The sequence below is a fragment of the Empedobacter sp. UBA5036 genome, from assembly GCF_002415215.1.
Classification (GTDB): domain Bacteria; phylum Bacteroidota; class Bacteroidia; order Flavobacteriales; family Weeksellaceae; genus Empedobacter; species Empedobacter falsenii_B.
Window position 1 is genome coordinate 15,698 of sequence record NZ_DICC01000018.1, and the last position, 12,704, is coordinate 28,401.

The window sequence follows — 12,704 nt, forward strand, 5'->3', positions numbered from 1 at the left end:
GATGGATGAATTGTAAAATAAAAGGGACAACTCAAAACTGAGATTGTCCCTTTTACTATCTAAAAAACTTGAAATTTATTTTCGTAATAATTCTTCGGAAATATTTAGCGTTGCTTCGAAAACTTCTTCTAAATTTTGATGCAAACCACCAAGGGCATATTTAGCTTGTCGTGCGTTGTTCAGCAACAATTTCCATTGTTCTACAGCTAATTCGCTCACACCATTTTCGATCAATTTATTTGCAATCACCTCGTCAGAAAAATGAGCTAAATCTGTATTCGTTTTTAATAGCGCGGCATTACACAAAATATTTTCTTGTAATTGATAAAAATCTTTTTGGTCTTCAACGTTTATTTTTTGCTTCAATTCATCTAATTCAGCAGAAATTTGATTCGAATTTATCGTTGGTTTTTCAACCAAAGTAAACTTTTGGGTTTCTGTTTTTGGTTGAAAAGCTTCGTAATTATTTTGCTCGTTAAGCGGTTTTATTTTTGGTTCTATTGTTTGCTTTTGTGTCGAATTATTTTTCTTTCTCATCAAAAATAAACTTCCGGCACTCAATGCAATTACACCACCAGTTAACCACAACCAACCGCTTTTTCCTTCTTTTACATCATTCGTCATTTCTTCTATTTTATCAGAAATTGTCGAATCTGGAGAATTAGATGCTATAGCAGTTGCAGAAGAAGTTTTAGAACCTGAAACAGACAAATTAATCGAATCTGATTTTAAGGTTATATATTTCTCTTTAACAGGATCGAAATAACTAAATTCTACAGGCGAAATCGTATATTCTCCTCCAAAATTTGGGACAAGAACTGTTTGCTCAGCAACTTTCCCTTTCATTCCTGTATCATAGGTTTTATATGCATCGCGTTTTTTCGGCGAAAATTTTTCTAAATTTTTTGGCGTTGTAATTTCAGGTAAATTAATGGTATTAAAGTTTCCTGTACCTATAATTTCGACATCAAAATTGACACTTTCATTAGTAGCAACTTCTTTTTTATCAACCGAAGCATTCATTTTAAATTGACCAACTGCACCGCTAAAATTCTTTGGTTTTCCTTCTTCTGGAAGCGCTTTTGCATTAATCACAACTGGATTACTACGCACTTCTACAGGCTCTGCACCATATGTTGTTGGCAACACAACATCTACCGAAAACGGATCGATTTCTATCTTTCCTGGTTTTTGAGGAAAAACATAATAACGTGCAATTTCTTCAGAGAAATATTGTTTTCCTCCAACAATTTCTTGCTTGATATTTTCGGGAGAACTTTTAACTATTTTTGGGCTTAATCCGTCTAAATTTCCTTGACGAAAGTTTTGTTTACGATTAAGATAAGATAAATCTTTTACGTATAATTTTACTGATAAACCAACTTGTTCGTTTACATAAGGGTTCGTTTTCGAAACTTTACTTTGCAGGAAGACTGGTTGAGAATTATTACTTCTAAAATTGTTGTGCGTCCGTCCTGTTCCTTTCACTACAACATCGACAGGTTTTGATGTATAGGTTTTTCCATTAATCACAATCTTAGCAGCTCCAATGCGATATTTACCCTCTTTTTCAGCAACAAAAGCAAGGATAATTCCTTCTTCTATCACACCTTTTCCATTCACATAAGAAACATTTTGCGAGCGTTGTTCACCTACAATTTGCAATCCTTTGTGTGGCGGATATTTCATTGGTTGATCAATCGAATAACTATCTGTGTTAGATTCGATAAAAAAGCCCACGCTAAATGCTTCTCCTAAACTGACCTGCGTTTTGTCTGCATCAGATTTAAAAGAAATTTGTTGTGCTAACGCTGTGATAGACGTTAAGGCAAACACTAAAAAGCTATTTAAAACGCTTGTCGTTGTCATTACCAATCCTTAGATGTTGTTGTTCGTTGTTTTTCTGCTTTTTGCTGAATAATTTTTCGTTGGGTTTTTGCTTCCTGATTTTGCAAGGCTTTTAGCAAACCGTCTCCCAAATTATTATTTGCATTATCTTGTTCTTTTCCGTCTCCATTATTTCCTTGTTTGATTTCTGGAGATTGATTGTTTCCTTGTCCTTTATTGTTCCCATTTTCACCACCAGCTTTCGGATTTCCTCCTTGATTTTGCTGTTTTTGCTGATCAGATTGTTGTTGTTGTTGAGATTGATTCTGATTCTGATTTTGCTTTTGGTTATTTTGGTTTTGTTGTTGCTGTTTATTTTGTTGTTGCTGTTGTTTTTGCTGATTATTTTGATCTTGTTTATTCTGATCCTTATTATCCTTATTATTTTGATCCTTTTGCTTTTCACGTTCTTTTTCTAACATCTTTTTTGCCAATGCATAATTGTAACGTGTAGCATCATCTTTTGGATCATTTCGTAAGGCTTGTTTGTAATTATCAACAGCATTTTGATAATCTTTTTCCTGCATAAAAGCATTTCCCAAATTATGATAAGCCAAATGTTTATCATTATTCGTTTTAGATAATTCAGCAGAACGTTTGTAATGCGCTATACTTTCTTTGTAGCGTTTTTGTTGAAATAAGGCATTTCCCAAGTTGTAATTTGCTTTGACAGAAGTTGGATCTTCCATGGCAGCTTTCTTGTAGGCAACTTCTGCATTATCAAATTTTCCTTTTTGATAATACTCGTTACCTTCAATAATGTAGCTTTTCGCTTTCGATTGACTATAACCAAAAACGGATAAAAGCATTATTCCTAAAAATCCTATTTGTTTTAAAAAGTACATCATTTTACCATACAAACTTACTATTTCTTTTTGTTAAAAATCTTATATTCAGATGTTAATAATTCCACAAAAAGTAAACAAACCGCAACCGCTAAAAACCACTGATAAACGTGATTCATATCTCTTGTTGTAGAGTTAGCAATTTCGTTTTTATCTAATCGGGCTTTATACATTGAAAATGCGGATAATGCATCTTGTGTATTATCCAAATGAATATAAGTTCCGTTTGTATCTTGTGCCAATTCACGAAGATTTTTATCTTCTAATTTTGTAATAACTATAGAACCTGTTTCGTCCTTTTTATAGTCTTCGGCGTAGCCATTGTAATACATCGGAATTGGAGCTCCTTTATCTGTTCCAACACCAACTGATACAATATGAATTCCGTTATCTTTTGCTATTTTAGAAGCTTGATTAACTGTATTTTCGTTGTCTTCTCCATCCGAAATTAGTACAATTAATTTACTTGTATTCGCCGATCCTTTGAATGTTTTTGCAGCTTCCTGAATCGCATTTAAGTAATTTGTTCCTTGACTCGAAATTAACTCAGTATTAACATTTTGCAAATAACTTTCGATTGCAGCATAATCATTTGTCAATGGAGAAATGGTATAAGCATTCGCCGCAAACGCAACCAAAGAAGCTCGATCTCCACCTAATTGATGTAATGTTTCTGTGATTAATTTTGTTGCTTTTTCTAATCGAGAAGGAGCAACATCTTGCGCATTCATCGAACTTGATAAATCTAACAAGAAAACCATATCAATTCCTTCGCGCTTTACTTGCACATCTCGTTCACCATAAAGTGGATCCATCAATGCAATCACCATTAAAAATAAAGCCACACAAAATGCAATGATTTTGAAGCCATAACGCTTTGAAGATGTGATTGGAAAAACAAATGGAAATAATTCTTTATCTGCAAATGTTTTCTTTACACGTTCGCGCCATTGAAATACTGTTATCGATAGAAAAATAACGACAAACAATAAAATCATCAACCAAATATTATGTAATTCTCCCCACTGCATTAGATTAATTCTTTAAAAACGGTTCTTCGTAAAATGGCTTCTAATACCAAAAGGATGAATGCAGGTAATAAGAATCGTGCAAACAATTCGGTATAATTATAATATTTGACTTCGTTAATTTCTGTTTTTTCAAGTTTATCAATTTCGTCATAAATGTTTTTTAAACTTTCATTGTTTGTTGCACGGAAATATAAACCTCCAGTTTTATCTGCAACTTCTTCTAACAATTTTTCGTCAATTTGTACAGGACGCATCTCAAAAACATAATCACCTAACATATCGTAACCAACAGGCATAGGCGCCATTCCGTTTGTTCCAATACCAATTGTATATACTTTTATCCCTTTCTCTGCTGCAATATCAGCGGCTTGTCTCGGCGAAACATACATCAAATCTCCAGAAGGATTTACACTTTCAACACCATCTGTAATCAGAATAACTACTTTAGATTTTGCCTTACTATTTTTAAGATGATTAACAGCTGTTGCTAAACCAACTCCAATTGCTGTTCCATCAGCTAAACTACCAGAATGTAACATTTCGATTTCTTGTGTCAAAACATCACGATCTGTTGTTAATGGAACACGTGTCAAAGCTTCTCCAGAATATTCGACCAATCCAACTCTGTCCGTTTTTCTTCCAAGTGAAAAGTCTTTTGCAACTTCTTTTAACGCTGTTAAACGATCTGGTTTCAAATCACGCGCTAACATACTCAACGACGTATCTACAGTCAATAAAATATCAACTCCTTCTTCCGATTTTACTTTTGTCGTAACATCTACATAACGTGGACGAGCCAAGGCTACAATGCACAAAGCCATCGCGATAATTCGCATCAAAAATAAAAGTGGTTTGTACGTCGCTAACGAACTTTTTGCACCTCCAAATGCTTTGAGCGAAGGTAATTTTAAGGATGCTTTTTTCTGGCTCGTTTTGCGAATTTCTCTGAAAATAAAGAAAGGCAAAGCAAGCAATAAGAGCAAGATCCAAGGATTTTGAAACTCAAAATTTAGCATTCTTAATTGTTATTAAACTGTTTATATTTTTCTCCCGTCACTTGATCTTTTTTCAAATCTTCGTTCTCCGGAATTTCTAATGGTTTTACACGATCTACAAATTCATCTACCCAATTTCGGTGCGAAGTATTTGTTGGTTCATCAAACTCTTGTTTTGCGAATTTTACCAAATCAGCATCGAACAAAAATTGTTTGAATTTCTGTACATCTTCTGGTAAAACATCTGGTTTTGTCGCAACATATTTTACTAAATCATCCGACAAAATTTCTAATGCAGAAAAGTTATAAATACGTCCTAAATATCGTCTTACAATAAATGATAATTGCGTGTAATATTCTTTTTGTTCGCCTCGTTTCAAATATTTCTTGGCATCCAACGCTTTTAAACTTGCTTTCGCTTCGTCATAAGGCGTTTTGTACGAATCTTTGCCAGATAATTTCGATTTTGCGCGAACATATAATACAACCAAAACAATTCCGATGATAAATAAAATCAACGCAATAATGCCGTACAACCAATATTTATTCCAATAATCTCCAATAGAATATTCTTCTTCCATCACAGGTTTTATCGGGAAAATTGCATTTTTCGTTGTATCAATTGCAATATCTTGAATATCAATTTCGAGTTGTTTTGTTGTTAAATCTTTTCCATTTTTCTGAATGATAAATGATGGAATATTAAATTTCCCTGCATCATATCCAGTCAATTCTAAATGTTGAACAATTTCAGATTTTCCATCCGTTTTTACCGTGTCAATTTTTTGACCTAAAACTTCGATGTGATGATTAATTGAATCTGAAATCGTAGGAAATACAACTTTATCTCCTTCTTTGTAATCAATTTTTACTTCATATTGGATTGGCTCGCCAATTTTGTTTGTCGTGCGATCTAATTTTGGCGTAATTTCTTGCGCAAACGAAAATTGAAGGATAAAAAAACTTACTAAAAGCAATAAATTCTTCATTAGGCTTTATGACTTTTAAAGTAGTTTAACAATGGGCGAACATAATCTTCGTCGGTACGAATACTGATTGCGCCTGAATGATTTTTCTTGAAAATAGATTGATAACGTTGATCTAAATCACGATAATATTGCGCATATTGTTGACGCAATTTCTTCGATGAAGTATCTATCAAGCGGATTTCGCCTGTTTCGTTATCTTGCACATGAACCAAACCTACATCTGGAAAAGATTGTTCTTTTTCATCATAAACTCTAATTCCAGTCACATCATGTTTTTTTGCTACGATTCGCAACGCTTTTTCATAATCAGACGAATCAATAAAATCTGAAAGAATAAAAACATTTGATTTTCGGCGAACCAAATTCATAAATGTTTCCAAAGTCTCTGCTAAATCAGTTTTCTTACTTTTTGGCTCATACGAAACAATTTCTCTCACCAAACGCAACACATGTTGTTTTCCTTTTTTGGGTGGAATAAATTTCTCCACTTGATCCGAATATAATATCAAACCAACTTTATCATTATAAGTAATTGCCGAAAAAGCCAATGTAGCGCTCAATTCAGCAATTGTTTCCATTTTAATTTGTTTTCGTGTTCCAAAGTTTTCAGAATTCGAAACATCAACCAATAAAAACATGGTTAATTCTCGTTCTTCTTCAAAAACTTTTACATAAGGTTCGCTGTATCGAGCCGTTTTATTCCAGTCGATATTACGAACGTCATCACCGTATTGATAAGGACGAATTTCACTAAAAATCATACCTCTTCCTTTGAATGAACTGTGATATTCACCCATAAAAAGGTTGCTCGCTTTGCGCTTGCTTTTTAGCTCAATACGTTTTACACGTTTGATGATTTCTTTTGCATCCAAAGTTTAAATGATTTTGAATAGTGGTTTAAGGAACTGGAACAACATTAAGAATATTGTCGATAATTTCTTCTGGCGTAACATTTTCTGCTTCTGCTTCGTAGCTAATTCCGATACGATGACGCAACACATCTTTTGCCATTGCACGCACATCATCTGGAATAACATAAGCGCGTTTACGTAAAAATGCATACACTTTTGAAGCTTGTGCCAAATTGATCGATCCACGAGGCGAAGAACCAAACGAAATCATTGGAACCAATTTTTCTAATCCAACTTTTTCTGGAAAACGAGTCGCGAAAATAATATCCAAAATATATTTTTCAATTTTTTCGTCCATATAAACTTGTTTCACCATTTCGCGCGCATCCAACAATTCTTGAATAGAAATTACTTTCTCAATTTTTGGAAAAGATTGATTAATCGAATTTCTTAAAATCAAACGTTCTGCTTCAAATTCCGGATAAGTAATTACAGTTTTCAACATAAAACGGTCAACTTGCGCTTCTGGCAAAGGATAAGTTCCTTCTTGTTCCACTGGATTTTGAGTTGCCAAAACCAAGAAAGGTTTTTGTAACGGATACGTTTCATCACCAATTGTTACTTGACGCTCTTGCATTGCTTCTAACAAGGCAGATTGTACTTTTGCAGGCGAACGGTTAATCTCATCAGCTAAAACAAAATTGGCGAATATTGGTCCTTTTTTGATTCTAAAATCGTTTTCTTTTACATTGTAAATAAGTGTTCCCACAACATCGGCAGGTAACAAATCTGGTGTAAATTGTATACGAGAAAAAGATCCATCAACAGCATCAGATAATGTTTTAATCGCCAATGTTTTTGCTAATCCAGGAACACCTTCTAATAAAACGTGTCCATTTCCAAGTAATCCGATTAATAGACTTTCAATCATTTTTTCTTGTCCAATAATCGCTTTATTTATTTCCGATGTCAACCTTGCAATGCTTTCGCTTTTTGCTTCTATTTGTTGGTTTAGTTGTTGTATATCCAAAATTTCGTTGAAATTAATGTTTATATTATTGATTCAAATTTCCTCTAAAATTAACAAATACAATTGATTTAGAAATTAAAACTTTCATACAATATTGTTAAACTTTGTTAAGACAAAAGTAGTGTACCAAACGTTTTGATTATTATTTTCAGTAAAATTTTTCCAAGACTTACAAACTATTTATAAACAATAAACGTTTCTAAATAATATTTCTTTAAATGATTATACAATAACTATTTAAAGAATATTTATATTTTGCTGAAATTTATTAAAACTATTATGAAAAACTATTTATTATTAATCATTATTGTACTCGGTTCAAACATTTATGCTCAAAAAGAGAAAGTAAAATCTGGTACTGTCGATTTCTTAAAAGGACAATCTAAAATGAAAGTTATTTTTGACTATTCAAATCTAAAAATTAATGCAGATAGCATTACAGAAGCAGAATATGTTCAAAAAAAGATTGTTGATCTAAATGGCAAAAATGCTGGAAATGGAGATATTTGGAATGATAAATGGACTGGTGCAAAAGAGTCTATCTGGGAACCAAAATTTATGGAGTTATTAACTAAATATGGTGCAAAATCTACTGGAATTTCATTCTCTGAAAACGCTACAGATGCTCCTTACACAATGATTGTTAAAGTTGATTGGATTTATCCAGGTTGGGATGCATTTGTAATGAAACAAGCTGCAAAAGTATCTACAACTATTACTATTGTTGATTCTAATAATTTTGAAGATAAAAAATTTGTTGTCAATTATAAAGAAGCTCCAGGAACTCAATTCGGTAATAATTATAGTGATGAATCGAGAATTGGAGAAGGGTTTGCAAAAACTGCTAAAACTTTTTCTAAAATGTTAGAGAAAAAAATAAAATAATCTTTCAAAAAAAATACATCAAAATCCATTCTTTATCGAATGGATTTTTTTATTCAATAAATTTGACAATTTTGTTAAAAATTTTAATAAATCTTTTATTTCACCGCTACTTAACACTCGTTTACCTCAATATTTTTTACGTCTTTTTTTTGTGTTGCAACTTTGTTTCAAGAAAAATGAAAAGAATATAATTCTAACATTTAGTTATAAAAAACATAGATTATGAAAAAAGTATTTTTATTAGCAAGCATGATGATGGTAATGACATTATCCGCACAAGAAAGACCACAACAAGGTGAACGATCTGGAAATAGAAAAGAGCAAAGAGAACGCCCAACTGTAGATCAACAATTGAAAGAATTTGATCAATATAATTTGAGTTCTGCTCAAAAGAAAAAAGTAAAATCGTTGTTAGAGAGTAGAGATTCTGACATGAAAAAAGAGTTTACAAACAGAGACAAAAATTCTACTCAAAAAGGAGAAAGAGGCTCTCGACCAGAAAAAGGTACAAACGATTTTGATACTAAATTAGAGAAAATTTTAGACAAAAATCAGTTCAATCAATACAAACAAGATCGTGAAAAGCGTATGAAATCTAATAAATTTAGTATGCACAAAAAACGTGATGCGAAAGGAAATAGACCTTCGTCTAAATGTGCATAAAATCATAAAAATTAGGGTTAACCTACAAATTTTGATGGTTAACCTCTATTAATTTAAATTTTGAAAGAATATTTTAAAATTTGTGTGAGTTTAAAAATTATTATTGATTAACACAATGTGTTATTTCATTTCATAAGTAAGTTTTTTTTAAAGTAGTTTTTAAAATTCATTTTCATTCAATTATCAAGTGAAAAGCGAGCCGATTTAGCTCGCTTTTCTTTTTTTATTCTTCTGGCATTGCTTGCCATTTTTTGTAAAGATTGATGATGAAATAAAAACTTATTAAATATAAAATTGGATTGATGTAAAGAAAAATTTCTGCAAATTCTTGTAACAGCAATAATTCTTTATTTGTTTGTCTAAACTCATAAATATTCATATGTTTATTTGCTTCATATAACATTTCTTCACGCAAATCTGTGTAAAAACTAAGCATCACAATTCCAATAAAAATATTGGTCGCAACAAACCAATTAAGATTAACACCTGTCAAAACTTTATATTTTTTGGAACGTAAGCCAATTAGTGTAGTCACTATAAATGCAATGTAAAAAACAAATAAAATAATATAAGGTGTGAATTGTGTATAACCAATACTTGCATCGATAGAAATTCCGAAAACGCTTCCTAAAATTGCCAAAATTCCTGCGCCAATCAATGAAATTAACCAAACTTTGAACGAACTAAATCTGAATGTAATAATAAGAACGGTAATAACTAAAGCGATTAGTAAATAGTACTGAATATGTTCTAACCAAGTGGAACTATATTTCGAAAACTCAATATTTTCATACACTTTGTTTAAACTATCTTGGTGGATATAATCATTCAGTTTTTTATCTACAGTTTGATAAGGATCAATATAATTCAATTTATGATCAATGAAATAATACGGATATTGAGGCAAATAATCAATCCACTTTTTATGTTTGAACTGATACCCAATTTCTTGCTTTTTTAATAAATCGGTATAATTATTCAATAAATTTTCAATTACTTTTCGATCATTTTTTTGCAACAAAGCAATCCATTGTCCATCATAAAATTGATGATTTAAAGTAGAATCTTTCGGATTGTTAAAAGCCAAAACACTATAATTATACAAACTTGCTAAGTTGTAATAAACATCTGGTTTTCCACCAGAATTTAATGTTACTGCAGCAGAATCGACAACAGCATAAGTTGAATCTACAGCTACTGTAGTAGGATAGTCCATTTCTTCTTGAAATGAATCTGTAGATGAATTATTCTTTTTAAGAGGTTGATACGTTTGATTAAAATTAATTTTAGAATAACTAAATCGATCCGGAAAATAATCTCTTAATAAGGTTTCAAATTCAGGATTTCTGAAATACGGATCCAAAAAAGCATCATATGAGTATGTTGGATTTTTTCTTAAATATTCTCTCTTATTTTTTTCATATAATTCTCTTGTTTCTTTTTCCGAAACCAACGAATCAAAAGCTGGAACAGGCAAATTTCTCGAATAATTATCGTACCCAAAATTTGGTTGCAACGTAAAACCTTGCGCTCTATTGATAATATCGATATCTTTCAAATATTGCTCTTCAGTTATATAATTTGAAACACGAAATTTAAGACCAGTTTTGAACGAATTTGGTACATAAAACATCAAAAATATAATGAAGAAAACGGCCAAAAATTCTTTGAACAAATAATTTCTTGAGGTTGGATAATTTGATTTGAAACGATTATTTTTTATATAGAAATACAACCAAATAACGCCGATAATGACACCAATTAATAGGTAATAAATAAAAATTCCTGAGTTGAAAAACACTTCATAAAGTCCAGTTACTTGCAGTTGAGATTTTTTAGTAAAAAACAAAAAACCATTGATAAATGCAATCAAGTTGAAAACTAAAACCGTCAACAAAATCCAAATAAATTTCAGATTCCAAATCAATGGATATTTGGTAATTAAAGTTTGATTTATTTTTTTGAACATAGTTGGTTGGTTTTAATTGACAAAAAAGCGACGACTTGATTTCGAAATATCTCGAATGTATTTTACTTTCAATAATGATTTTCCTATTTCGGACAGAATTATATTCATCGAAATTCTATCATCAAAATATGCGATATACGATCCTCCATTGAATTTTATCTGTTTAATTTCAATGTTAGATAAAGCTGTTAATAACTCTTCTTTTGTGTTTTCCACATCAATTTCAACAATCGTAAAATCACCTTCCAAATCATTTGTATCTCCTTGTATTTTAAGCTTTCCTTGCTCCAAAAAGAGAACTTCTGTCGATACTTTTTCAACTTCATACAATTGTTGAGAACTCAAAATAACACCAAAAGGATTGCGAATAGATTGTGATAAAAATTTCAAATCTTCGAGAATAATTTGTTGCGCCAAAATATCCAAATTCGCCAAAGGTTCGTCTAGCAACAATACTTTTGGGCGACGCAATAACGTTCGCGCCAACTCGAATCGCATTTTATAACCAGACGACAATTGTCGCCATTGCAAATCCTTGTACGGCCAAAGCCCCAAACGCGCCAACATAACATTCGCCAACAACCAATTTTCTTCGTTGTAAATATCATAACATGTCAAGGTAAATTGTAGATTTTCCATCAACGAACCATATAAAACCTCAATTCGTTGTGGCACATAAACCAATTTTGTTTTCAGCTCGAAACTAAACGGTTTTGCTTTAGAAAAATGATAATTTATTTCGCCAGAAGTTGGTTTCAATTCACCACAAATCAAACGTAATAAAGTTGTTTTTCCATTTCCATTTTCTCCAACTAATCCAACAACTTCTCGTGATTTCAAATCAAAAGTGATCGGATGAAGTTTAAAATTTCGACGATAATAAGCTTTTTCAACATTATTGGTTGATATCAACGTTTCTTCTTTCTGAAAGTGCGGAGGAGGAGCTTGTTTCAACTTTTCCACCAATTGTAAAGCTTGCGTTGTTTTATTTTCGTTCGTAGAATTTTCGTTGTAATAAAGATCTGAATAGGAGATAATCTCTTTGTAAAAAGATTTCTCACCCAAATCCAACACACAATCAATTAATCGGCGATAGCCCAAATCAAGATCATTGTGTTGCAAATGATTTTCTACTTCGTTTAGTCGTTGGTTAAATTCATTCATAGATTGATTATTAAATCATTACGAATATAACAATCCTTTTCTACAAATAAAATGGCTAATTGTAGGGAGATTTCAGTTTCAACAATTTTTGATAAACTATCTTAATTACTTCTTAATTTATTATTTATCAAGTTTTTATAATTAACAATTTTAACTTTATTAAATCAATTTAGTTCTAAAATCATCATTATTCACAAGTTTTAATAAAGTCTATTCATAACTTTTTAATTCATTTATATTTAATAGTTTACTATTAACAATTTGAGTAATTAATCAAGCTATAAACATTCTTTTTATAACTCAGTTGAAAAGTAGTTAATTTATTAAATAACAAGTGATTACTATTAACAATTTTAGAATCATTGAGATTCCTCCTAACGTTGGAATGGCAGAAA

Annotated in this window: 11 protein-coding genes; 2 read left to right on the forward strand and 9 right to left on the reverse strand. The window is 31.3% G+C overall.

Features of this window, described 5'->3' with window-relative positions; all coding sequences use genetic code 11:
• Positions 1-75: 75 nt before the first annotated feature.
• The 7 genes from B4J88_RS02130 to B4J88_RS02160 are packed head-to-tail and all read right to left on the reverse strand — an operon-like array spanning position 76 to position 7,646.
• Positions 76-1,869 (reverse strand): BatD family protein, encoded by a 1,794-nt coding sequence (locus tag B4J88_RS02130; protein WP_291066105.1) that lies wholly within the window; start codon positions 1,867-1,869, stop codon positions 76-78.
• Positions 1,869-2,735 (reverse strand): tetratricopeptide repeat protein, encoded by an 867-nt coding sequence (locus B4J88_RS02135; RefSeq protein WP_291066107.1) that lies wholly within the window; start codon positions 2,733-2,735, stop codon positions 1,869-1,871. Before B4J88_RS02135 ends, B4J88_RS02130 begins: the two co-directional genes overlap by 1 nt.
• Before the next feature lie 17 nt (positions 2,736-2,752).
• Positions 2,753-3,763 carry a vWA domain-containing protein gene (locus B4J88_RS02140; protein WP_291066109.1) on the reverse strand — a complete coding sequence of 337 codons (1,011 nt, stop codon included), beginning with the start codon at positions 3,761-3,763 and terminating at the stop codon, positions 2,753-2,755.
• Positions 3,763-4,779 carry a vWA domain-containing protein gene (locus B4J88_RS02145; RefSeq protein ID WP_291066111.1) on the reverse strand — a complete coding sequence of 339 codons (1,017 nt, stop codon included), beginning with the start codon at positions 4,777-4,779 and terminating at the stop codon, positions 3,763-3,765. Before B4J88_RS02145 ends, B4J88_RS02140 begins: the two co-directional genes overlap by 1 nt.
• A gap of 2 nt (positions 4,780-4,781) precedes the next feature.
• Positions 4,782-5,747, reverse strand: coding sequence for a BatD family protein (locus B4J88_RS02150; protein ID WP_291066113.1), 966 nt, complete (start codon positions 5,745-5,747; stop codon positions 4,782-4,784).
• Positions 5,747-6,619, reverse strand: a complete 873-nt coding sequence (locus B4J88_RS02155; protein ID WP_125350567.1) for a DUF58 domain-containing protein — start codon at positions 6,617-6,619, stop codon at positions 5,747-5,749. Before B4J88_RS02155 ends, B4J88_RS02150 begins: the two co-directional genes overlap by 1 nt.
• Before the next feature lie 25 nt (positions 6,620-6,644).
• Positions 6,645-7,646, reverse strand: a complete 1,002-nt coding sequence (locus B4J88_RS02160; protein WP_038336178.1) for an AAA family ATPase — start codon at positions 7,644-7,646, stop codon at positions 6,645-6,647.
• A 261-nt stretch (positions 7,647-7,907) separates the two neighbouring features.
• Here B4J88_RS02160 and B4J88_RS02165 point away from each other — a divergent pair, with 261 nt between their 5' ends.
• Positions 7,908-8,513 (forward strand): hypothetical protein, encoded by a 606-nt coding sequence (locus B4J88_RS02165; protein ID WP_038336180.1) that lies wholly within the window; start codon positions 7,908-7,910, stop codon positions 8,511-8,513.
• Between the two features lie 222 nt (positions 8,514-8,735).
• Positions 8,736-9,176 carry a hypothetical protein gene (locus B4J88_RS02170; protein ID WP_291050891.1) on the forward strand — a complete coding sequence of 147 codons (441 nt, stop codon included), beginning with the start codon at positions 8,736-8,738 and terminating at the stop codon, positions 9,174-9,176.
• 223 nt (positions 9,177-9,399) lie between these two features.
• Here B4J88_RS02170 and B4J88_RS02175 read toward each other — a convergent pair whose 3' ends face one another.
• Positions 9,400-11,145, reverse strand: coding sequence for a hypothetical protein (locus B4J88_RS02175; protein ID WP_291066115.1), 1,746 nt, complete (start codon positions 11,143-11,145; stop codon positions 9,400-9,402).
• Positions 11,146-11,157: 12 nt separating this feature from the next.
• On the reverse strand, positions 11,158-12,309 hold the full coding sequence (locus tag B4J88_RS02180; RefSeq protein ID WP_291066117.1) for an ATP-binding cassette domain-containing protein: 1,152 nt from the start codon (positions 12,307-12,309) through the stop codon (positions 11,158-11,160).
• Positions 12,310-12,704 lie beyond the last annotated feature (395 nt).

Excerpts from the sequence above, each read along its gene's own strand:
- B4J88_RS02130 (WP_291066105.1), bottom strand. The coding sequence starts at position 1,869 with ATGACAACGACAAGCGTTTTAAATAGCTTTTTAGTGTTTGCCTTAACG.
- B4J88_RS02135 (WP_291066107.1), bottom strand. The coding sequence starts at position 2,735 with ATGATGTACTTTTTAAAACAAATAGGATTTTTAGGAATAATGCTTTTA.
- B4J88_RS02140 (WP_291066109.1), bottom strand. The coding sequence starts at position 3,763 with ATGCAGTGGGGAGAATTACATAATATTTGGTTGATGATTTTATTGTTT.
- B4J88_RS02145 (WP_291066111.1), bottom strand. The coding sequence starts at position 4,779 with ATGCTAAATTTTGAGTTTCAAAATCCTTGGATCTTGCTCTTATTGCTT.
- B4J88_RS02150 (WP_291066113.1), bottom strand. The coding sequence starts at position 5,747 with ATGAAGAATTTATTGCTTTTAGTAAGTTTTTTTATCCTTCAATTTTCG.
- B4J88_RS02165 (WP_038336180.1), top strand. The coding sequence starts at position 7,908 with ATGAAAAACTATTTATTATTAATCATTATTGTACTCGGTTCAAACATT.
- B4J88_RS02170 (WP_291050891.1), top strand. The coding sequence starts at position 8,736 with ATGAAAAAAGTATTTTTATTAGCAAGCATGATGATGGTAATGACATTA.
- B4J88_RS02175 (WP_291066115.1), bottom strand. The coding sequence starts at position 11,145 with ATGTTCAAAAAAATAAATCAAACTTTAATTACCAAATATCCATTGATT.
- B4J88_RS02180 (WP_291066117.1), bottom strand. The coding sequence starts at position 12,309 with ATGAATGAATTTAACCAACGACTAAACGAAGTAGAAAATCATTTGCAA.